At 61.4% G+C, this 20,498-nt stretch carries 21 protein-coding genes; 6 read left to right on the top strand and 15 right to left on the bottom strand.

Annotated features, from left to right (window positions below; genetic code table 11):
- Nucleotides 1-50 precede the first annotated feature (50 nt).
- The 9 genes from C3Y91_RS10470 to C3Y91_RS10430 all read right to left on the bottom strand — a co-directional run bounded on the left by C3Y91_RS10470 (nt 51) and on the right by C3Y91_RS10430 (nt 8,642).
- Nucleotides 51-815, bottom strand: coding sequence for an SDR family NAD(P)-dependent oxidoreductase (locus tag C3Y91_RS10470; protein WP_027688169.1), 765 nt, complete (start codon nt 813-815; stop codon nt 51-53).
- Nucleotides 816-824: 9 nt separating this feature from the next.
- The gene (locus C3Y91_RS10465; RefSeq protein ID WP_024319832.1) at nt 825-1,859 is read right to left on the bottom strand and encodes a proline racemase family protein; all 1,035 of its coding nucleotides are present in this window, start codon (nt 1,857-1,859) and stop codon (nt 825-827) included.
- Complete coding sequence (locus C3Y91_RS10460; protein ID WP_024319833.1) at nt 1,856-3,346, bottom strand: aldehyde dehydrogenase family protein; 1,491 nt, start codon at nt 3,344-3,346, stop codon at nt 1,856-1,858. Before C3Y91_RS10460 ends, C3Y91_RS10465 begins: the two co-directional genes overlap by 4 nt.
- Nucleotides 3,347-3,379: 33 nt before the next feature.
- On the bottom strand, nt 3,380-4,618 hold the full coding sequence (locus tag C3Y91_RS10455; RefSeq protein ID WP_164567121.1) for an NAD(P)/FAD-dependent oxidoreductase: 1,239 nt from the start codon (nt 4,616-4,618) through the stop codon (nt 3,380-3,382).
- 70 nt (nt 4,619-4,688) lie between these two features.
- Nucleotides 4,689-5,567, bottom strand: coding sequence for a 4-hydroxy-tetrahydrodipicolinate synthase (gene dapA, locus C3Y91_RS10450; protein ID WP_024319835.1), 879 nt, complete (start codon nt 5,565-5,567; stop codon nt 4,689-4,691).
- A gap of 31 nt (nt 5,568-5,598) precedes the next feature.
- The gene (locus C3Y91_RS10445; RefSeq protein WP_024319836.1) at nt 5,599-6,264 is read right to left on the bottom strand and encodes an amino acid ABC transporter permease; all 666 of its coding nucleotides are present in this window, start codon (nt 6,262-6,264) and stop codon (nt 5,599-5,601) included.
- A gap of 9 nt (nt 6,265-6,273) precedes the next feature.
- Nucleotides 6,274-6,936: an amino acid ABC transporter permease gene (locus tag C3Y91_RS10440; protein WP_024319837.1), complete on the bottom strand. Its 663-nt coding sequence runs from the start codon at nt 6,934-6,936 to the stop codon at nt 6,274-6,276.
- Nucleotides 6,937-6,963: 27 nt separating this feature from the next.
- A complete protein-coding gene (locus C3Y91_RS10435; RefSeq protein WP_024319838.1) occupies nt 6,964-7,746 on the bottom strand; it encodes an amino acid ABC transporter ATP-binding protein in 783 nt (260 codons plus the stop codon).
- Between the two features lie 62 nt (nt 7,747-7,808).
- Entirely contained in the window at nt 7,809-8,642 is an 834-nt protein-coding gene (locus tag C3Y91_RS10430; RefSeq protein WP_024319839.1) for a substrate-binding periplasmic protein, read from the bottom strand.
- Nucleotides 8,643-8,841: 199 nt separating this feature from the next.
- Between C3Y91_RS10430 and C3Y91_RS10425 the strand changes: the two genes are divergently transcribed.
- Together C3Y91_RS10425 and C3Y91_RS10420 are read left to right on the top strand one after the other, a co-directional pair.
- Nucleotides 8,842-9,561 (top strand): GntR family transcriptional regulator, encoded by a 720-nt coding sequence (locus tag C3Y91_RS10425; RefSeq protein ID WP_024319840.1) that lies wholly within the window; start codon nt 8,842-8,844, stop codon nt 9,559-9,561.
- Nucleotides 9,527-10,348: a pyrroline-5-carboxylate reductase gene (locus C3Y91_RS10420; RefSeq protein ID WP_174826994.1), complete on the top strand. Its 822-nt coding sequence runs from the start codon at nt 9,527-9,529 to the stop codon at nt 10,346-10,348. The genes C3Y91_RS10425 and C3Y91_RS10420 overlap by 35 nt, the downstream gene beginning before the upstream one ends.
- On the opposite strand, the gene C3Y91_RS10415 is transcribed toward C3Y91_RS10420, so the two are convergent.
- A complete protein-coding gene (locus C3Y91_RS10415; RefSeq protein WP_018068513.1) occupies nt 10,345-10,893 on the bottom strand; it encodes a cupin domain-containing protein in 549 nt (182 codons plus the stop codon). The genes C3Y91_RS10420 and C3Y91_RS10415 overlap by 4 nt on opposite strands.
- 143 nt (nt 10,894-11,036) lie before the next feature.
- On the opposite strand from C3Y91_RS10415, the gene aptA reads away from it, so the two are divergent.
- Nucleotides 11,037-12,371 (top strand): omega-aminotransferase AptA, encoded by a 1,335-nt coding sequence (gene aptA, locus C3Y91_RS10410; protein WP_024319842.1) that lies wholly within the window; start codon nt 11,037-11,039, stop codon nt 12,369-12,371.
- Nucleotides 12,372-12,455: 84 nt separating this feature from the next.
- Here the strand turns inward: aptA and C3Y91_RS10405 are convergent, their stop codons facing one another.
- From C3Y91_RS10405 to alr, 3 genes are all read right to left on the bottom strand, one after another.
- Nucleotides 12,456-13,478: a helix-turn-helix transcriptional regulator gene (locus tag C3Y91_RS10405; protein ID WP_018068511.1), complete on the bottom strand. Its 1,023-nt coding sequence runs from the start codon at nt 13,476-13,478 to the stop codon at nt 12,456-12,458.
- Between the two features lie 85 nt (nt 13,479-13,563).
- Entirely contained in the window at nt 13,564-14,814 is a 1,251-nt protein-coding gene (locus C3Y91_RS10400) for a D-amino acid dehydrogenase (protein ID WP_024319843.1), read from the bottom strand.
- Nucleotides 14,815-14,843: 29 nt separating this feature from the next.
- Entirely contained in the window at nt 14,844-15,977 is a 1,134-nt protein-coding gene (gene alr / locus C3Y91_RS10395) for an alanine racemase (RefSeq protein WP_024319844.1), read from the bottom strand.
- A gap of 127 nt (nt 15,978-16,104) precedes the next feature.
- On the opposite strand from alr, the gene C3Y91_RS10390 reads away from it, so the two are divergent.
- On the top strand, nt 16,105-16,569 hold the full coding sequence (locus C3Y91_RS10390; protein WP_003550368.1) for an Lrp/AsnC family transcriptional regulator: 465 nt from the start codon (nt 16,105-16,107) through the stop codon (nt 16,567-16,569).
- A gap of 16 nt (nt 16,570-16,585) precedes the next feature.
- On the opposite strand, the gene C3Y91_RS10385 is transcribed toward C3Y91_RS10390, so the two are convergent.
- Nucleotides 16,586-17,311 carry a helix-turn-helix transcriptional regulator gene (locus C3Y91_RS10385; protein ID WP_018068508.1) on the bottom strand — a complete coding sequence of 242 codons (726 nt, stop codon included), beginning with the start codon at nt 17,309-17,311 and terminating at the stop codon, nt 16,586-16,588.
- A gap of 163 nt (nt 17,312-17,474) precedes the next feature.
- On the bottom strand, nt 17,475-18,113 hold the full coding sequence (locus C3Y91_RS10380) for an acyl-homoserine-lactone synthase (RefSeq protein WP_018068507.1): 639 nt from the start codon (nt 18,111-18,113) through the stop codon (nt 17,475-17,477).
- A gap of 181 nt (nt 18,114-18,294) precedes the next feature.
- On the opposite strand from C3Y91_RS10380, the gene C3Y91_RS10375 reads away from it, so the two are divergent.
- Complete coding sequence (locus C3Y91_RS10375; protein ID WP_018068506.1) at nt 18,295-18,639, top strand: helix-turn-helix domain-containing protein; 345 nt, start codon at nt 18,295-18,297, stop codon at nt 18,637-18,639.
- Nucleotides 18,640-18,974: 335 nt separating this feature from the next.
- On the top strand, nt 18,975-20,405 hold the full coding sequence (locus C3Y91_RS10370) for a glycoside hydrolase family 15 protein (RefSeq protein WP_024319845.1): 1,431 nt from the start codon (nt 18,975-18,977) through the stop codon (nt 20,403-20,405).
- The last annotated feature ends 93 nt before the right edge of the window (nt 20,406-20,498 follow it).

Raw genomic sequence — 20,498 nt, 5'->3', positions numbered from 1 at the left:
TTTTCGCAATTCCGGACGCAAAACCGCTGCGCAGTTTTGCTGGAATTGCTCTATCTGATGTAGCTGCCGCCGTTGACGTCGAACGTCGCCCCGTTGACCGAGGCCTGCGACGGGCGAAGCAGGAACGCCACCAGCTCGGCGATCTCTCCCGTTTCGGCCATCTCCCCGATCGGGATATCGCCAACTGCCGCATCCTTTCCGTGCCTCACCACGAAATTCTCGGCCATATCGGTTCGCACCCACCCCGGCGCGATGGAGACGGCGACGACGCCGTCGCGCCCGAAGCTGCGCGCGATCGATTTGGTGAGATTGATCAGCGCTGCCTTTGTCGCGCCGTATGGCATGGCGTCGGCTGCGTAGCCGCGCTGTCCGGCGCGACTTGCGATGTTGACGATCCGCCCGCCGCCGTTCTGCCTGAAATGCACGAGAGCTTCCTTGCAGAGATCCGCCGCCGCGAAGAAGTTCACCTGAAACTCCTTCTGCCAGGCGGCCTGCCAATCGGACGGATCGGCGTCAATCGAGATCTCGTTGCGGATGCCGGCATTGTTGACGACGGCATGGATGCGCCCCGCCGCCGCAAGTGCTTCGTGCCATAGCGCGAAGGCGCCGTCTGGACGGGAGAGATCGGCCTGGACGATCAGGCCGTTTCCGCCGAGCTTGCGAAGCAAAGCTTCTGCGCGCTGCCTGTCGCGCCCATAATGGATGATGGGCCGGGCTCCTTCCGCAGCCAGGCGTTCGGCGATGGCTGCGCCGATCCCGCCCGACGCCCCGGTGACGAGGACCGTCTGGCCGGCCAGTGCTTGAGGGTGAGACAACTTTGGCTCCTAACCGAGAAGGCCGACCTGGGGACCCCAGGTGTCGGACAGTGCGAATCCTGCAGCGAAAGGATCATCGGCGGAGATGCGCAGCTGCTCCCGGCCATAGACGAAGGCCCGGCCGGTTATTCTCGGCAGCACGGCGCGGCGGCCGCCCACCTCGGTCTCGCCGATCGCCTCCGCCAGGAATTCGCTGCCGATGATCGACCGCGACGTCCTGCGGTCTCCGACGGAGACCTCTCCGCGGGCGTAGAGCGCAGCGAGGTTCGCCGAGCTACCAGTCCCACAGGGCGATCGGTCGACGCGGCCGGGTTGCAGCGTCGTGCAGGTCCGCACCACGCCATCGGCTTCCTGTCCACGAAACATCACATAAGCGATCTCGTCGATACCGCTGAGGACGGGATGGGCGACCGAGACCTGCCCTGACAGAAGCGACTTGAGCTCGATACCGGTTTCTGCGAGCAGCCGGGCATTGGCAGGCGCAATATCGAGGCCGAGTTGCTCGACATCCACGAGCGCGTAATAGACGCCGCCGAAGGCGACGTCGATCTTGATGCGGCCCCATTTCGGCGTCTCCACCTCCTTGTCCAGCGCTTCGGCGAAGCTCGGCACGTTGTCGAGGCTGACGGACAGGCACTGGCCGTTGCGGCAGGCGGCGCGTGCGACGATGAGTCCGGCGGGCGTGTCGAGGCGGACGACCGTCTCCGGCTCCGACATCGGCACCCGCCCGCTCTCGAGAAGTGCCGTGACCACGCAGATGCAGTTGCTGCCGGACATCGGGTGGGCGCGGTCGGCCTGGAGGACGATGAAGCCGGCATCCGCATCGCTGCGTGTCGGCTCGACCAGCAGGTTCACGGACATGGCGACGTTGGCGCGCGGCTCAAAGGTGACGAAGCGGCGCAGACTGTCATCAACCGTGTTGATGTGGTTCATCTTGTCGAGCATCGTCGCGCCAGGTATCTCCGGCGCTCCTGCCACGATGACCTTGCCGATCTCGCCCTGGCAGTGGACCTGCAGCAGATCGAGGGTCCGGTTCCAGTTCATTCGGCCGCCTCCGGCTTGATGTACCAGCCCCAGGGGGCCTCGCTGGCGAAGCGGGTGATCTGCTTGGTCTCGAGATAGTTGTCGAGGCCCCAGCGTCCGAGTTCACGGCCGATGCCGGATTCCTTGTAGCCGCCCCACGGAGCTTCCGTGAACGTCGGTTGCGAGCAATTGATCCAGACGATCCCGGCGCGGAAGGCGGCGGCAACCCGCTCGGCGCGGGTATCGTCCTTCGACATGACAGCCGCGGCCAGGCCGAAGCGGGAGTCGTTTGCGAGCTCCACGGCCTCCTCTTCTGTCTTGAAGGAGCGCACGCAGACGACCGGTCCGAATATCTCCTCCTTCCAAGCGTCGCTGTCGAGCGGCACGTCGGCCAGTACCGTCGGCCTGAGATAGAACCCCCTGTCGAATCCTTCCGGGCGGGTGCCGCCGCAGGCAACCGTGGCGCCGGCCTTCCGGGCGCCTTCGATCGCCGCGACGACCTGGTCGTACTGGCGTTTCGAGACGAGCGGGCCGAGAAGGGTTCCCTCGTCGAGACCACTGCCGATCTTGATCCTGTTCGTCTCTTCGACCAGCCGTTCGAGCAGACGGCCGTAGATTGCTTCGTGCACGAGAACGCGGGAGGTGGCAGAGCAGACCTGGCCCTGGTTCCAGAAGATGCCGAACATGATCCATTCGACGGCCTTGTCGATATCGGCGTCCTCGAAGACGACGAAGGGTGACTTGCCGCCGAGCTCCAGGCTGACGCGCTTGATGTCGCGGGCGGCCGCGGCCATGATCTTCGAGCCGACCGGTCCGGAGCCGGTAAAGGCGAGCTTGTCGACCTGTCTGTGGTCGATGATCGCCTGCCCGGCGATCGAGCCTGCCCCCGTCACGATATTGAGGACGCCAGCAGGCAGCCCGGCTTCGTCGGCGACCGCCGCCAGCTCGAGCGCCGTCAGCGATGTCAATTCGGCGGGCTTGAGCACGACGGTGCAGCCGGCGGCAAGTGCCGGGGCAACCTTCCATGCCGCCATCAGCAACGGATAGTTCCAGGGAATGATCGCGCCGGCCACGCCAATCGGCTCGCGCACCGCCTTGGACGTGAACCGTGCGTCGGGAAGCGCGATCGCCTCCTCGGGATTGTTGTCGAGCTGTTCGGCCAGACCCGCATAGAAGTCGAAGCAGCCCGCCGCATCGGCGACGTCCCAGTCGGCCTCTGGAAACGGCTTGCCGTTGTCGAGAACTTCGAGGCGGGCGATCTCGGCCTGACGGGCGCGGATGCCGTCCGCGATGGCGCGGAGATATCCGGCGCGCCGGGCTCCCGTCAGCTTCGGCCAGCCATCCCTGTCGAAGGCGCGGCGCGCGGCCTTCACGGCGAGGTCGACGTCTTCGGCCGTTGCGGCGGCGATCCTGTGGATCACCTCCTCAGTCGCCGGATTGATCACCTCGCAGGTTCCGCCCTTGGCCGGTTTCACCCATTGTCCGTCGATATAGAGTTCGCTTCGCATAGTCACTCCCTTCGCCTTGCGCCGATACCGTTCTCAGAAGCGGTCGACGCGATAGGGTTTCATGTCCACGGGCGGTTCGATGCCCGTGATGAGATCGGCCATCAGGCGGCCGGTCGTCGCCGCATAGGTGAGACCAAGATGTCCGTGGCCGGTCGCGTACCAGACGTTGCGCCGCTTGGCGGATCGGCCCATCACCGGGACGGTGTCGGGCAGCGCCGGGCGATGCCCCATCCACTCCGTCGTCTGCCGGACCTTCAGATCCGGCAATGCCTCCTGAGCCCGCTTCACCAGGATCTTCGCGCGCCGATAATCGGGTGGCGCGTCGAGACCGGCCATCTCGACTGTGCCGCCGACGCGGATACCGCCCGCCGTCGGCGTGACCATGAAGGCGCGCGCCGGCCAGATGATCGAATGGCGCATCGAGATGCCAGGCTCCATGAGCTGCGTGTGGTAGCCTCGCTCGGTTTCGAGCGGGATATGCTCCCGCAGCAGGGCGGAAAGCCGGGCGGTGAAGGCGCCGGCCGCGAGCACCACCCTGTCGGCCGCAATCGTGCGCCCATCTGCCAATCGAAGCGCGGAGATGCCGGCGTCGCCCTGCTCGAAATCGACGACATCACCCTGAACAATCCTGCCGCCGAGCCGCCCGAACCTTTCGGACAGCGCGAAGACAAGCCTGTAGGGATCCGCAATCGACCGGTTGTCGGGAAAAAGGACCGCCTTGCCGATCTTCGTCGTCAAAACAGGCTCGAGATCTCGGATGGCGTTGCCGCCAAGGATCTCGTGCCTGAAGCCGAAGCGCTCCAGGATTTCGATATGCTCCCGATCGGCTTTGAACTCGGCGTCATCGGTATAGAGACTGAGGCACCCCTCGGCGGTCAGCATGTGCCCGAGTCCGGTCTCCTTCAGGAGCGCGTCCAGGTCTTCGTAGACGCGTCGGCACAGCACGGCGCCGGCTGCCTCCAGTTCCCGCAGCTTCGAGGGGCGGCTCGCAGCCAGAAACCGCAGGAACCAGGGCACCAGTTTCGGCAGGTAGCCGGGGCGGATGCGGACCGGACCCTCCGGATCGAGCAGCCATTTCGGCATCTGCGCCCAGATACCGGGACGCGAGGCCGGCATGAATTCGGTGACGGCGATGCTCGCCATATTGCCATAGGAAGCGCCGCGGCCCGGCGCCGCCTTGTCGATCAAGGTGACGGTCGTTCCCCGGCGCTGCAGTTCATAGGCGATTGTGGTGCCGATAATGCCGGCGCCGACGACCACGATGGATGACACGGAGAACCTCACAATTTCAGTGGTTTCGGTGCGGCTTGGTCGCCCCGGAACTGTTACCAGTCGAGTGCTGCTACCAATTGAGGATCGGCTGCATCGCCGCTTTGAATTCGGCCTTCTCCTGCTCGGTCAGTTCGCCAAGCGGCGCGCGGCAGACACCGACCGGCGTGCCCTGGAGCTCGCAGCCATATTTGATCTTCTGGACGAACTTGCCGCTCTCGAGGATGTTCAGCGCTCTGTAGAGAACCGTCATCATCTCGCGGGCCTTTTCGAGGTCGCCGGAACGGAACGTCCGGTCGAGGTCGCAGCACGCTTTCGCCATGCAGTTGGCCGGACCGCAGATCCAGGAATCCGCGCCCCAGAACATGAAGTCGAGGGCGATATCGTCGGAACCCGAGACGAGGTCGATGCGACCCTTATAGCGCGAATGGATGTCGACGGCGCGCTGCAGAACGCCCGAGCTCTCCTTGATGCCGATCACCCGGCGATCGTCGGCGAGTGCATCCATCAAGTCGAAGGAGATCTCAATGCCGTCCTTCGGGGGATAGTTGTAGAGGATGAGATTGACATCAGTGGCGTCGAGCACGGCACGGTAATGCGCGAGCAGTTCGTCCTGCGTCGGACGTGTGTAGAAGGGTGTGGCGAGCAGAACCGTGTCATAGCCGATCTCCCTGGCGCGCGCCGTGTTCTCGATGACCTCGCGGGTGGCCGGCGCGTTGGTGCCGGCGATCAGTATCTCGTCGTCATTGGCGAAGTCCTTGACGAACTTGAGCACCTCTTCGCGCTCCTCGTTCGAGAGGGAGAAGTATTCGCCGGTCGAACCCATCGGCACCCAGCCCGTGACGCCGGCCGCGCGCAGCGCCGTCAGGTGCTTTTCGAACGCCTTGAAGTCGATCTTGTTGTTCGCGTCGAAGGGAGTGATAAGCGCGGGCATGACGCCGGAAAGTTTCATGGGGAATTCTCCTGTCTGGGAACGACTATCTTCAGATTGCGAGTTTCTTCAGGATCCGGCCTTCGACGAGCGAGACGGCCCGGGTCAGAGGAAAGGCGATCGCGAAGTAAATGAGGGCAACGACCGTCAGCACTTCGACGGGACGGGCAGTGTTGTTGGAGATGTTCTGACCGACGAACATCAGATCCGCCATGCCGACGGCGGAGACCAGGGCGCTCTCCTTGAAGAGACTGACGCAGTTCGACAGCAGCGTCGGGATTGCGCGCAGCACGGCCTGCGGCAGCACGACGTCCATCACCTGGCTCCTGCGCGGCAGGCCGAGGGCGACGCAGGCGTCCAGTTGTTCCTGGCCGATGGACTTGAGGCTTGCCCGGAAGGTCTCGCTGGTGATCGCCCCCATATAGAGCGTCAGCGCGATGACACCCGACGCCAGGTTCGAGAGTTCCACGCCGAGCAGCAGCGGCAGGCAGAAGAAGATCCAGAAGAGCTGGATAAGCACCGGCGTGCCGCGGAAGAACTCAACATATATGCTGGAGATTGCGCGAAGCGCGAGGTTGCGCGACGTTCTGAGGAGACCGACGAGAAAGCCGAGAGTGCATCCGAGCACGACGCAGATGACCGTCAGTTTGATCGTCATCCACAGGCCGAGCAGGAGTGCGTGTTCGAAACGCAGCAGGATCGAGAAGTCGAGCGTCATTCTGGCCTCCTAGCTGACAAGGATCTGGCGGCGGCGCTCAAGCAGGCCGACGATCTGGGTTATCGGGAAGGACACAGCGAAATAGATGAGAGCGACGACCGTGAAGGTTTCGATCGGGCGGTAGGTCTCGGTGGCCAGCGTCTTGCCTTGGTACATCAGGTCCTGGATGGCCACGATCGCGACCAGCGCGCTCTGCTGGAAGATGACGATACCGTTGGTCAGAAGCACCGGGATCGACGCGCGGAACGCCGTCGGGAAGACGATGTAGAGCACCCGCTGCAGCGGATTGAGGCCGAGCGCGATGCCGGCGTCGAGCTGTTCGCGCGGAACCGCCTGGATGGACGCCCGGTAGGCCTCGGCGTTGAACGCCATCAGATTGAGCCCAAGCGCCAGGATGCCCATCGTCACCGGGTCGAGGAAGACGTCGAACAGCATCGGCACGCAGTAGAATATCCAGACGATCTGGACGATGGCCGGCGTGCAGCGGAAGAATTCGACGAACAGCATGAACGGCAACCGCACCAACCGGTAGGGGCTCATGATCAGAAGGGCGAGCGCGAAGCCGAGCACGATGCCGATGACGTTCGCTGCAGCCGTCAGCTCCAGCGAAACCCACAGCCCCTGCAGAAGCGGAGCGATGGATACTGCATTGAAGTCGAACGTATAGTTCACGATGCTCTCCCTGCTGCTTGATGTGGCCTACTGCTTGATGTGGAAGACGCGGTCGATGAATTCCTTCGTCCGCTCCTCGCGTGGGGCGCCGAGCACCTGCTCGGGAGGGCCGTCCTCGACGACCACGCCGCCAGCGCAGAAGATGACGCGAGAGGCGATGTTCTTGGCGAACCACATGTCATGCGTCACGATCATCATCGGCATGTCCTGGGCGGCGAGCTGCAGGATGACCTGCTCCACCTCGCTGACGAGTTCCGGGTCCAGCGCCGAAGTGACCTCGTCGAACAGCATCAGCTTCGGGTCGAGCATCAGCGCGCGGGCGATCGCGACGCGCTGCTTCTGTCCGCCGGAAAGCTGGGCCGGATAGGCATTGGACTTGGCGCCGAGCCCGAACCGCTCGAGCAGCGCCTGGGCTCGGGCCGTAGCCTTTGCTTTGGTTTCTCCACGCACCTTGCAGGGAGCGAGAACCAGGTTCTGAATAACGTTGAGATGCGGAAACAGCGTGTAGTGCTGAAAGACCATGCCGATCGAACGGCGGACATTGGTGTCGATCTGGGTCTTCCGGCCCACGCCTTCGGAAGAAATATACGCCTTCCCGTCGAAATTGACCGACCCGCTGTCGATCTGCTCAAGCCCCATCATCACCCTCAGCAGCGTGCTCTTGCCGCCGCCGCTCGGACCGATGACGACGACGCGTTCGCCGGGCTTCATTTCGATATCGATGCCTTTCAGCACCTGAATGGCTCCGTTGCCATAGCTTTTGTGGAGCGCCTGCATTTTCACGAGGGGAAGACTGAAGGACGTGGTCATGCCAATCTCCGATGATCGAAGCTGGAGAGGGCCGGCGCGATCCTCGCACCGGCCCGGCGAGGTTACTTTGCGCCCTTGAGGACTTCGTCGACCGCCTTCTTGATCAGCTCATCGACGTGACCGGTCGCGACCTTTTCTTCGAGGAAGATATCGACCACTTCGACGTCAGCGGCCGAAAGATTGTGCGGCATGCCGAAAGCGACGCCCTGCTTGGCGAGCGCCGGCGTCGGGTTTATCGCCACCGCCCAGTCCGGGTTCGACTGGGTGAAGAGCTGGTTGGTGTCGGAGGCGTCGACCAGGATATCGGCACGCTTCGAGGTCACCGCCAGGCGGGTCTCGTCGTTGCCGGGAAGACGCATGATCGTGGCGTTCTTCACCGATGCGGAAATTGCCTTGTCCTGCGCCGTGCCGGACATGACGGCAAGCGTCACGCCTGCTTTGTCGATATCCACCACCGAAGCGGCACCGGCCGAAATTTTCGGGTTGTTTTTGTTATAGGCGAGCGAGATCTGGTACTCCATCGCCGGGATCGAGAACTGCACGGCCATGGCGCGCGTCGGCGTCCGGTTCAGCGCCAGCGAAAGGTCCCATTTGCCGGCCTGCAGGCCGGCGACGATATTGTCCCAGGTCGTATCGACGAATTCGGGTTTCACCTTCAGGACTTCGGCAAATTCCTTGCACAGATCGGCGAAGAAGCCGGAATATTCTCCGGTCGCCGGATCGCGCATGACATAGGGCGGAGCAACGGCGGCGCCGCAGCGCAACACGCCCGCCTTCTGCACACCCTGCCAATATCCCTCAGCGGTCTCAGCCCGTGCGACGGTGGCGGAAAGACCTCCCATGAGAGCGAGCGCGGGCAGCGCCCGCAGGGCGGACGTTATCAACTTCGAAAGCATCGGCATTCCTCTTTTGCTGTGCGCGAAGTGCGCGGTTCCACTCGTCGGCTGTAGCCGTTTCTGTTATTTTCGTGTCGGCTTAGTGTCGACTGAGAAAGATATGTCAACAGCGTGTCGACAAAGTCAAGCGGAAAAATTACATTGCCGACACGCTGCTTTTCTGGCCCAATGTGACCCGCGTCGAGAGAAAGGGACCTAAGTGTCTGATGAATCGGAAGTGAAACGAATCCGCGGGACTGGCTGGAAGAACGTCTACGAAACGCTTCGCAACGAGATCCTGGCGCTCACTCTGCCGCCCGGTCAGCTTCTCGATGAGATGACGCTTGCCGAACGCTTCGACATGTCGCGCTCGCCGGTGCGCGAGGCCTTGATCCGGCTCGGCGCCGATGAGCTGGTCGTCACACTTTCGAACCGGAGCACGATCGTAGCGCCGATCGAAGTGGCGACGTTTCCCAAATATGTAGAGGCGCTCGACATCGCGCAGCGCATGAATACGCGGCTCGCCGCCGCGCTCAGAACCGAGGATGACCTGAAGATCATCACCAAGCGGCTGAAGTCGTTCGAAGCGGCTGTTAAAACCGGCAATCACCTGGCCATGTCGGAAGCCAACAAGGAATTCCACATGGCAATCGCCCATGCCGGAAAAAACCAATACCTGGCCTCGTTCTACGAGAAGCTGCTGTCACAGGGACAGCGCATGCTCCACCTGCATTTCGAATATCTGGAGCGAACCCACGAGGGCTATCTCCTGACCGACGAGCACACGCTCATGCTCAATGCCGTCAGGGACAAGAACGTGGAACTCGCCGACGAACTCGCCCACGCCCATACGCGCCAGTTCCAGGACAATTTCATCAATTTCATGCGCGAGAACTACACGACGGATGTCGCGTTGGGCCCGCTGCGGGCTGCGGAGTAATCACGTGACAGTCAAGACTATTGGATTCGTCGGCACCGGCGCGATTACCGAAGCGATGGTTCGCGGGCTTCTCACTGAGCCGGCCTATGCCTCCGAGATTCACGTATCTCCACGAAGCGCTCACATCGCCGCGACGCTGGCCGACGAATTCGCCGCCGTCAGAATTGCCAAGGACAATCAGGACGTCGTCGAGCGCAGCGACATGGTGTTCCTGGCAATACGGCCGCAGGTCGCCGAGGAGGTCGTGCGCGCGCTATCGTTCAGGGATAGCCAAATGGTCGTCAGCCTCGTTGCGGCGACGGAGCGCCAGGCCCTCTCCGAATGGATCGCCGCCGACGTGCATCTGGTGCAGGCGATCCCCCTGCCCTTCGTCGCCGGCCGGCAAGGCGTCACCGCCCTCTATCCGCCGGATACCACTGTCGCCGCGCTTTTCGATACGCTCGGAACGGCTGTCCAATGCCAGTCGAGGAAGGAATATGATCTTCTCGCAGCAGCGAGCGCAATGATGTCGACCTATTTCGGCATCATGGAGCAGGTTGCCGTCTGGCTGGAAAGAAGCGGCCTCGAAAAGGCGAAGGGACAGGCCTACATTGCCCCGCTCTTTGCAAGCCTCGCGCAGAAAGCGAACAGCCCCGGCAACGAACCGTTCAGCGCGCTGAGCCGCGAATTCGCGACCAAGGGCGGACTGAACGAGCAGGTTTTCTCCGACTTCGAGAAGAAGGGCGGCCTTGCCGCGCTGACCGCTGCACTCGACGGGGTGCTTGCCCGCATTGAGGGCAAGAACTAGAAAGTCGGCGGCGTGCAGGCGCTGATGACCTCGCAGGGCACCGGTCCGACGCAGCGGAAGCGGTGCGGGCGTCTGCTTTCGAAATAGTAGGCGTCGCCCGCTCCAAGGATACGCCGCTCGTCATCGACCGTCACCTCGAGCCTTCCTGATAGCACGATCCCGCCCTCTTCCCCCTCGTGAACAAGGGGAACCTTTCCGGTGTCGGCGCCCGGCTGGTAGCATTCCTTGAGGATTTGCAGGCTGCGCCCGAACAGGTTTTCCCCAACCTGTCTGTAGGAGATGGCGCCCTTGCCGATCTCCACCAGCTCCTCCGCCGCATAGAAGGCCTTCCTTGGACGCTCGGGCTCGAAGGCAAAGAATTCCGCCAGGCCGATGGGGATGCCGTCCAGAATTCGCTTCAAGGCCCCGACCGACGGGTTGGAGGCGTTCGATTCGATCAGCGAGATCGTCGAATTGGGCACTCCGGTGCGCTTGGCGAGCTCACGCTGGGAAAGCTTATGGGCGATGCGGAGATAGCGAAGACGGCTGCCGATATCGACTGACATGATGCGGTTCGTTTATGTTGTCCAGAATATCGAAAATCATACCCACTCATCCGTTTAAGTTCAATGGCTTGCACTGACGAAGAAAAGGACTTGTTTGAAAGAGAGAAATTGCCATTCTCGGCGCCACCCCAAAGGAGGCCAGGATGGACCAACTCAGCAAGACGAACGCACCCGTACTCGAAAATTTCTGGATGCCGTTCACTGCGAACCGGCAATTCAAGGCTACGCCGCGGCTTCTCGCTGCAGCCGAGGGAATGTACTACACCGACATCGACGGAAATCAGGTGCTTGACGGCACGGCCGGGCTCTGGTGCTGCAACGCCGGCCACGGCCGCAAGAAGATCGCCCATGCCGTCGAGCGACAGCTTGCAACGCTGGACTATGCACCGACCTTTCAAATGGGACATCCCATCGCCTTCGACTTCGCCTCGAAATTGGCTGCGAACGCGCCGGGCGGCCCGCAAGCCAAGCTCGACAGGATCTTCTTCACCGGCTCGGGCTCGGAATCGGTCGATACGGCGCTCAAGATCGCCATCGCCTATCAACGGGCGATCGGCCAGGGCACCCGCACGCGGATCATCGGGCGTGAGAAGGGATATCATGGCGTCGGGTTCGGCGGCATTTCCGTTGGCGGCCTCGTCAACAACCGGCGGGTCTTCCCGCAAATACCGGCCGACCATATGCGCCATACGCTCGACATCGGGCGCAATGCGTTTTCGAAGGGCCTTCCCCCTCACGGCGTGGAACTGGCGGACGATCTCGAGCGCCTGGTGCAGTTGCACGGCGCCGAAACCATCGCAGCCGTCATCGTCGAGCCGATGTCGGGATCGGCAGGCGTCGTTCTGCCTGCGAAGGGCTATCTGGAGAAACTGCGCGCAACCGCCGACAAGCACGGAATCCTGCTGATCTTCGACGAGGTCATCACCGGCTTCGGGCGTCTCGGCACCCCTTTCGCAACCGACTACTTCGGCGTCGTGCCCGACCTGATCACTACGGCAAAAGGCATCACCAACGGCACGATCCCCATGGGCGCGGTCTTTGCCAGCCGAAAGGTCTATGACGGCCTGATGGTCGGACCTGATAACGCGATCGAACTCTTCCATGGCTACACCTATTCCGGCCATCCGGTCGCCTGCGCCGCCGGGCTCGCTACTCTGGAGATCTACGAGGAGGAAGGCCTGCTGACCCGCGCAGCCGATTTGGCCGAGTACTGGCAGGAGGCCCTCCATTCACTGAAAGGCCTGCCTCATGTCGTCGACATCCGCAATCTCGGACTGGTCGGCGCGGTCGAACTGGCTCCTCGTGACGGGTCACCGGGAAGCCGCGCCTATGAAATCTTCGTCGACTGCTTCAACAAGGGCCTGCTGATCCGGGTGACCGGCGACATTATCGCCCTCTCCCCGCCGCTCATTATCGAGAAAATCCAGATCGACACGATCGTTTCGACACTCGGTGATGCCCTGAAGCGCGCGGCATAGATCCGTATCCCGCGTGCCGCTCCCGTCGGCGATCGGATCTCTGGTCCATCGTCGACGGAACCATCCGGCAAACAGAGACGGAGTTCAGCGCTTCAAGGTCTGTGACGGCAACTGGCCGAAACGTTTCCTGTATTCGGCAGCAAACCGCCCCAGATGCGTAAAGCCCCATCTCAGCGCGACGTCGGCAATGCCTTGCTTGGCGTCGGATTCGAGCAAATCGCGATGGGCGGCAGCCATCCGAAGTTCCTGCAGATAGGCCATTGGGGTCGTATTCCTGAACTGGCGGAAACCCTGTTGCAAAGTCCGAACGCTGACCTTGGCGGCCATCGCGATATCGTTGAGCGAAATCGGCTCGGCGATGTGTTCCTGCATGAAGTCGATCGCCCACTTCACATGGCGTGGGGCCGGTGTCGGAGCAGTGAGCGCAAGCTCATTCGAATAGCGATTGGGGCAGGCCTCCAGAAGCAGATAGATCGCGGCGTCGCAGAGCGAGCTGGCGGCCAGCGGCGAGCGTTGCAGCGGTCCGTTGCCGCTGAGGCCGCGATGGAGGCTCGAGACAAGTTGCTGCAATACAAGCCCCGGACCGGTCGTCAGATCGATGTGAGGATGAAAATCGATATCGCCGCTGATCGTTCGTTCGAACATCTGCGTGAGGTGGCTGATGATCTTTGCCTGATCGACGAACAGGCCGAAATGACGGCGAGGCCCAAACAGGCGGGCGCCTGCGGCACGACCTGCCTCAAGGATCGTACCACGCGCGGGAACAGAGTATATTTGCTCCCGCATGCCGTCGAAGAATGCATTTCCCTCCATCGGCAGAAAAACGATCATCCTGTCGTTGATCGCCTCCCGCCTGATCAGGATCGTGCCTTCGTAGGTGCAGTCGGCTACGGTCACCTCTTCTCCCACGGAGACGAAATTGCAGCGGTATGCAATGGGCATATTGGCCTCCGCCACAACCTTGATCGGGGAGTTTGGCGTCGACAATATTTCCGAAAGCGCGTCCGGGTCTGTTCCGCTATGCGCCGTCTCCCGAAACGACATGCTCTGCGTCGCCAACTGCCGGGTGAGGCCGCCATTGTTATATATATGAGAACTAACGGACATTTTGGACCTCGATAGACGAGGCGCACAAGTGACACCGGATTTGTGCAATCATGTTCATCCCTCTTTTGTGTTGCCCCGGGCGGTTTCAGCCGTAGCGGCTGATTGCGAGATCCCTCGCGTCGATTTCCGGCTGGCGGCCGCCGACGAGATCGCCGATGAGCCGCGCCGAACCGGTGCTCATCGTCCAGCCGAGCGTGCCGTGGCCGGTATTGAGGAAGAGACCGGCGATCTTTGTCGGGCCGATGACCGGCGTGCCATCAGGCGTCATCGGGCGCAGGCCGGACCAGAAGGAGGCCTTGGAAATATCGCCGCCGGGGAAGAGATCGGTGACCGAATGTTCCAGCGTGCTGCGGCGGGCCAGGCCGAGATCGTTGGTATAGCCTGATATTTCAGCCATGCCGCCGACGCGAATGCGGTCACCGAGCCGGGTGATTGCGATCTTGTAGGTCTCGTCCATGACGGTCGATTCCGGCGCGCGTGACGCATCGGTGATCGGGATGGTGAGCGAATAGCCCTTGACGGGATAGACCGGCAGCCGGATGCCGAGCGGCTTGAGCAGCAGCGGCGAATAGCTGCCGAGCGCGACCACCACCGCCTCCGCGCTCATCCGCTCGCGATCGGTGATGATCCCGCGCACCCGGCCGGCCTCGACATCCAGCGCCTTGATCGTCGTCCCGTAAGCAAAACGGACACCGAGCGCCGCGGCTTTGGCCGCCAGCGCATTGGTGAACTTGAAGCAGTCGCCGGTTTCGTCCTTCGGCGTCAGCAGACCGCCGACGATCTTGTCGCGCACGTGGCTGAGCGCCGGTTCGAAGCGGACACAGCCGTCCCGGTCCAGCACCTCATAGGGAATACCGTCGGCAGCCAGCGCCTTGACATCCTTTGCCGAGGCCTCGAGCTGCTGCTGCGTGCGGAAAAGCTGCAGGGTTCCCTGCATGCGTTCGTCATAGGCGATGCCGGTCTCGGCGCGAAGATCGGCCAGCGCGATGCGGCTGTAATCGGCAAGGCGCAGCATGCGGCTCTTGTTGATCGCGTAGCGCTCAGAGGTGCAGTTCGACAGCATCCTCGCCATCCAGGAGAGCATGGCCATGTCGAGTTTCGGGCGCAGGATGAGCGGCGCATGTTTCATGAACAGCCACTTCATGGCCTTCATAGGGATGCCGGGCGCGGCCCATGGCGAGCAATAGCCGAAGGACACTTCGCCGGCATTGGCAAAGCTGGTTTCCAGCGCCGGACCCGGCTGCCGGTCGACGACCGTGACGTCATGACCGGCCTTGGCCAGTTGATAAGCGGATGTGACGCCGACAATGCCGGCTCCTAGAACGATGACCTTCATGATGTTCCCAATGATGGAGCCGCGGGCTCTTAGCGATATTGCCTGTCGTAACGATCGCCCAGGCCGGTTAGGATTTCGTAAGAAATGGTGCCGGCGTCGCGGGCAATGTCCTCGAGCGTTTGATGGCGGCCGAGCACTTCGACAGGGCTGCCGAAGGTCAGCGCCCCTTCGGGCAGTGCTGATATGTCGACGGTCGCACTGTCCATCGACACGCGGCCGACGATCGGCAGGCGGATGCCCTTGAAATAGACGGCGCCGCGGTCGCCCAGGCATCGCGGCAGGCCATCGGCATAGCCGGCGGCAATGGTGGCGAGACGCGTTTCCCGTTGCGTGACATGCGCGCCGCCATAGCCGACCTTCGCACCCGCCGCTACGGTGCGCGTCTGCACGACGGCGACATTGAGGCTGACGACCGGCTCCATCGGGTTCTTCTCGCCGGCGTTCGGAGCGCCGCCATAAAGCGCGATGCCGGGGCGGGCGAGTACGCCGTGATAGGCGTCGCCCAAGAAAACGCCGCCGGAATTGGCGAAGGAAATGTCGAAGCCCGGAAATTCATCGGCAATGCGGGACATCTCGGCAAATTGCTCGCCGTTCTGTTCGCTGTCCATGTCATCGGCCGAAGCCAGATGGCTCATGATGAACAGGATTTCGACATTGGTGCCGTCCCGAAGGGCTGCCGCCAGCTCTGCTCGCTCTTCCCTGGGAAAACCGAGCCGCGACATGCCTGTGTCGAACTGCAGGACGGCTGGCAGGCAGCGCTTCAGAATGCGCGCGGCCGCTGACCATTGCCGCCACTGCGCCAGCGAATTGAGGACCGGGACGATGCCCATCTCAGCACAGGCGATTTCGTTGCCCGGCTGCAAACCGTTCAGCACGAAAATCTGAGCGTCCTGCGCAAGGGCCGGCCGGAGCCTCACGGCCTCGACAAATTGGGCGACGAAGAAATGCCTGCAACCTTCCCTGTAAAGCGTTCTCGCAACCCGCTCGGCGCCAAGGCCATAGGCGTCGGCCTTGACGACGGCCCCCGCGCGGACCGGTGCCACCGTTGAGACGAGCTTGCGAAAGTTGCGGCCGAGGGCGCCAAGATCGATCGTCAGATAGCCCGTGGCTCCCTGCGCGGTCGTGGCAGTTCGTGTGCGGGAAACCAAAATATCGCTATCCATGTCCACCCCCTTTTTGATTTCAGGGAGTTTATGAAATAATGAGCGAAATTGCCTATCATTTAGCAGTTGATTATTGTTTGATTTGCTTATTAACCGCATAATCAACGAAAATTTGGAACGATCTCTCATGCCCGCTCTCGACGCGATTGATCGCAATATCCTGAGGCTGCTGCGCCTCGATGCCCGCATGAGCAATGCCAAGCTTGCCGCGGAGATCGGTCTCTCTCCATCGGCCTGTCTCAGGCGCATTAAAATCATGGAAAAATCAGGCGTGATCCGCGGCTATACGGTGTTGGTCGACACCGGCAATGCGGATGAGATGATCGCCGTGATCATCAACATCACCCTCGAACGACAAACGGAGGACTATCTCGATCGCCTCGAGGCGGCGGTCCGCCGGCATCCAGAGATCCGGGAATGTTTTCTGATGACGGGCGGTTCGGACTACCTGCTGCGCGTGGAGGTTGCCAATGCTGGTGAGTTCGAGCGGATCCACAAAGAGATACTGTCGACCTTGCCCGGCGTTCTCAGGATTCATTCCAGCTTCTCGATCCGCAATGTTCTGGCGACGCGCACGAGGGGCAGGCGCTGAATCACGCTCACCACGTTTATATCAATTCGAGTGCCGTGGCCTTGGCGACCGCTTCGCTCGTCGTGGCGACGGTCAGCTTCCGCCGTGCCGAGGCGAGATAGAGCTGCACCGCGCTTGTCGAAATGCACAGGCGGGCGCAAATCTGCTTCGCCAGAAGGCCGTTGGCCGTCATTTCAAGACATTGCAGTTCGCGGCGCGACAATTGCGGAAAGTCCGTTATTTTTCTCATCCCCGACAGAACCATCGCCCTGTCGTGGAGATGGTGGGCAAGAAACTGGAGGTCGCGCATGCTGTCCATGCGAAACTGTCGCCAGTAGGCGTCGGGATGATTGGAGGTCACCGTAAACAGCGATCGCTCCCCGTGAGGTCCCCGCACCGGCAGGGTAACGCCTTGCCGGCCGACACCGAAGGCCATCGCCTCCTTGAAGAAGCCATAGGCCTGGCCTGAATCCCATTTAGACGCAGACCATTCCACGGGCAGGAAGCCGCGCAGGCCGAGGCGCACGACGGGATCGATGCTGAAGTAGTCCCGGTCAAGATATTGCTTCACCCACTCGGGCGGGTAGGTCAGCATCAGCAATGGATTGCTGGCCGTCGCCCCCGAGGAGCGTGTTACATGCAGAACCATGTGTGATATCGCATAGATGTGGCGGACTTCGTCCAGCGTCGTTTCGAGATCCCGCAATGTCGGCGATGCGGAGATTCGGTCCAGACAGTAGAAAAAACGAGAACTGCTCAGCATGAGATGGACTCGTGGTTGTGTGTTTTCCTGACTGCTCGCAGTGGTAACATTTCGCGATTGCCGAGAACAGCATATTTTATGGCAACCATGGCGCGATATGAAGAACAGGTTAAAGAGCTGGCGAGACCTATCCCACTGCTGGGCGGTGGGACAGCGACTGCGCTTACCGCATGCCGCCATCGACAAGGGCTCTGGCAGGATAGGGAGAGGCTTGCTCCAGAAGTCGGGACAGGTTGGCCCGAAGTGTTCGACAATTGTCCGCCGTGACATCCCATAAGCCAACATACAGCTTGCCGATCTCGGGCCGGGATCGGGCAAGCGGTGTCGGCCTCCAGCCGATCCTGCGGTACACCCCGACCATCGCGACATCATAGACGCCGACGATGCTTTCGATACCGGTGTCGAGCGCAAGATCACAAAGCCCTGAGAGCAGCTCGGTGGCGACTGTGCGCGATTGGTCTATGTGTCCGGCAAGCGGATGAAGGCAAAAGCGGGTACATTCCCAGGTCGTCGGGCTATCGACGTCGATAGGCTGATCAAAGAAATGCCGGAACTCGCTTTTGAGCATCGTCGCTCCTGTGGTCGGCAGCAGGCGCAGCGAACCCGTCAGCGTGCCGGAAGGTCGTTGCGTGACGAGATATACGGGATCTTCAGCCTCGTCGTATCTGTCCCTCTCCCATTGATCCCGGACATCGACCTGCCATCCCAGCCGATCGCGAAAAACGGCGGCGCGGGCTCGAAACATTTCATCGAAAGCACGTCGATCGGTCTCGAGCATGTCTTTGGTGAGTATCCGCAACATATCCGTCCCTCCTGATGTGCTGACGTTTCACAACAAGAGGTCGACCGGGAGCAATCTGGATATTTCACCAGGTTGACCGGTGCTTCGCTTTGCCTTCCCTTTCATAAGAAGGTTCTGATGTTCGTCGATCGAAAGCTCTTGGTAATTGCCAATTTTAACGCAACCAACGGGAGGATTCTTGATGACCCACGACATGGCACGCGGCAAACGTATTCGAGAGGCGATATCCCGGGGCAAGTTCCGGAAAGTTCACGCTCTGGCGGCCGAACTAGAGGTGTCCGTCGCCGCCGTCTCACGCTGGCAGAATGGCGGTCATACCTCGCTGGAAAGCGCCTGCGCGCTCGCCGACCTGCTGGATGTCTCCCTCGACTGGCTGCTGCTCGGGCGAGGCACCATGGACTGGCATAGGAACAGCGCGATCTCCGCCACGGAATTGCAAATGGTTCTGGCGTTGCGCAACCGGTCTGCGGCAACACGGTCCAATCTCGTTGGGCTGGTCGAATCCATCCCTCCGGAGCACCCGTAACGCCAAGCGCAATTCGGTGAGATTTTTTGACCTGAGATCAACATCTTTAGGTTGATAAAAATCTGATCGTCGACGATCTTTCTAGTTAAAGCTTCAACGGCGGCACAACAGGGAGGCCAGCCCGCCCTGCCCTCGCCGCCGCAGAGACCTTGTTTTCACTCTCGACGAAGAAGGCTCGTTGGCGTCGGCTTTTGACGTGAAACTATAAATACGCTGCGCGGAAATTGTCGAAAAACGCATCGCCACCCATTCGGCCGCAATATTTCTCCCATCCGGGTCCGGAATATTTTCTCGATCTGGTCCCGGCAAGTCTCAACCGATTTTGGAGTCAGCCAATGACAGTTGCGCTTTGGAGTCAGTCAATAACAGGTGCGAACCCCGCCCATATCGGCGCCAATACGCCTGCAGTCAAACCGCGGCCTGCCTTCGCGCAGACCGACCTGGTCGCATTGTCGCGCTATTTTTCTCTTCTGATGATGCGCAACATCACAAGCGATGGCTATGTCATCGAGGATCCGGCATCGCCCGGCGTGTTTTCGGCCCCGGGCTGCGTCATCGCCGCACCCTCCTATCCAGCGAACACGCCGGGTGTCGACCAGGATTATGTTTTCAACTGGGTTCGCGATGGAGCCATTACGGCCATCGAGATCGCACTCGCCGGCTTGCTGCCTGTTCCGGGCGGGGTTTTGCCGAGCCTGGTCGACTACGTGAACTTCGCCGCGCTCTGTCAGGGGAATGCCAAGAATTCCGCGACCGTCACACTTGGCCACGCCTGCTTCACCATCACTGGCGAGGTTCGTCCGTGGTCTGAGCAGAACGACGGGCCGGCCATTCAGTCGATTGCGATCTTGACCTTGTTCGATCAGTTGGATGGTGCCACGCAGACGATCGCCAAACAATTGGTCGAGGCCAACCTCTCTTATCTTCTCGAAGTTTACCAGAACAAGACCACAAATCTCTGGGAGGAATATGAGGGCTATTCCTTTTTCGCAAGAGCCGTACAGCTGCGCTTTTTCCGGGAAATTTCCACAAACACGATCGGTATTGCGGTGCCTGCCGGGGTGGCCGATGCCATCTTCTGGCTGGAAAGCCAGCTGGCCACACACTGGAACGGGCAGCTCTATGTGAGCATTCTGGATGCCGCGGAGCAAGCCGGTTACGACGCGAACATCGATATCATCTCTTCGGTCTGCTATGGCGGGATCGAGCCGACCGATACCAAGCTTCTGGCAACGGCCGCCATCCTGCGGCGCCAGTGGGCCGATCCTTCGTCTTCGAACTATTACCCGATCAATGGCGCCGACGCGGCCGAAGGGCTCGGACCACTCTTCGGGCGCTATCCAGGCGACCATTACGATGGCGACGTGGCGGCTCCGGTGGTCGGCGGGCATCCCTGGGCTCTATGCACTGCCAACTTCGCCGAGTTTCAATATCGGCTTGCCAATGCCATCGAGGCCAACGGCGCCATCCCCCTCGATCAGTTCTCCGAACCCTTCTTCGCGGAACTGGGACTTGGTGCATCCAGCAGCACCGCAGACGCGTCAGCTGCCTTGCGGGCTTCGTCTGACGTCATGCTGCGCGCCATCGTCTATCACAGCGATCACTATGAACTGAGCGAACAGTTCGATGGAACCGTTGGCTATGAGAAAAGCGTCCGGAATCTGACCTGGAGCTACGCCTCCTTTCTCTCGGCAGTCAGAGCCCGCTCCGCCGCCGCCCCGGCCGCCAAGTCCAAACCCCGAAACTCCCGCGGCCCGAAATCATGACGATTCAGGCCGGGCGGCCTGAAATCTCGATTGAGTCCAGAACCGCATGATCCGCAAAGCCTGATGCGGCTTTCCGGGAATAATGGAGGACCA

The sequence above is a fragment of the Rhizobium ruizarguesonis genome, assembly GCF_012349115.1.
Classification (GTDB): domain Bacteria; phylum Pseudomonadota; class Alphaproteobacteria; order Rhizobiales; family Rhizobiaceae; genus Rhizobium; species Rhizobium ruizarguesonis.
Note: the sequence above shows the minus strand (reverse complement) of the source record. Positions and strands in the feature narration are given on the sequence as shown.

Excerpts from the sequence above, each read along its gene's own strand:
- alr (WP_024319844.1), bottom strand. The coding sequence starts at position 15,977 with ATGGATAGCGATATTTTGGTTTCCCGCACACGAACTGCCACGACCGCG.
- C3Y91_RS10430 (WP_024319839.1), bottom strand. The coding sequence starts at position 8,642 with ATGCTTTCGAAGTTGATAACGTCCGCCCTGCGGGCGCTGCCCGCGCTC.
- C3Y91_RS10390 (WP_003550368.1), top strand. The coding sequence starts at position 16,105 with ATGCCCGCTCTCGACGCGATTGATCGCAATATCCTGAGGCTGCTGCGC.
- C3Y91_RS10385 (WP_018068508.1), bottom strand. The coding sequence starts at position 17,311 with ATGCTGAGCAGTTCTCGTTTTTTCTACTGTCTGGACCGAATCTCCGCA.
- C3Y91_RS10460 (WP_024319833.1), bottom strand. The coding sequence starts at position 3,346 with ATGCGAAGCGAACTCTATATCGACGGACAATGGGTGAAACCGGCCAAG.
- C3Y91_RS10375 (WP_018068506.1), top strand. The coding sequence starts at position 18,295 with ATGACCCACGACATGGCACGCGGCAAACGTATTCGAGAGGCGATATCC.
- C3Y91_RS10445 (WP_024319836.1), bottom strand. The coding sequence starts at position 6,264 with ATGACGCTCGACTTCTCGATCCTGCTGCGTTTCGAACACGCACTCCTG.
- C3Y91_RS10370 (WP_024319845.1), top strand. The coding sequence starts at position 18,975 with ATGACAGTTGCGCTTTGGAGTCAGTCAATAACAGGTGCGAACCCCGCC.
- dapA (WP_024319835.1), bottom strand. The coding sequence starts at position 5,567 with ATGAAACTTTCCGGCGTCATGCCCGCGCTTATCACTCCCTTCGACGCG.
- C3Y91_RS10435 (WP_024319838.1), bottom strand. The coding sequence starts at position 7,746 with ATGACCACGTCCTTCAGTCTTCCCCTCGTGAAAATGCAGGCGCTCCAC.
- C3Y91_RS10380 (WP_018068507.1), bottom strand. The coding sequence starts at position 18,113 with ATGTTGCGGATACTCACCAAAGACATGCTCGAGACCGATCGACGTGCT.
- C3Y91_RS10405 (WP_018068511.1), bottom strand. The coding sequence starts at position 13,478 with ATGTCCGTTAGTTCTCATATATATAACAATGGCGGCCTCACCCGGCAG.
- C3Y91_RS10400 (WP_024319843.1), bottom strand. The coding sequence starts at position 14,814 with ATGAAGGTCATCGTTCTAGGAGCCGGCATTGTCGGCGTCACATCCGCT.
- aptA (WP_024319842.1), top strand. The coding sequence starts at position 11,037 with ATGGACCAACTCAGCAAGACGAACGCACCCGTACTCGAAAATTTCTGG.
- C3Y91_RS10415 (WP_018068513.1), bottom strand. The coding sequence starts at position 10,893 with ATGTCAGTCGATATCGGCAGCCGTCTTCGCTATCTCCGCATCGCCCAT.
- C3Y91_RS10420 (WP_174826994.1), top strand. The coding sequence starts at position 9,527 with ATGTCGCGTTGGGCCCGCTGCGGGCTGCGGAGTAATCACGTGACAGTC.
- C3Y91_RS10465 (WP_024319832.1), bottom strand. The coding sequence starts at position 1,859 with ATGAACTGGAACCGGACCCTCGATCTGCTGCAGGTCCACTGCCAGGGC.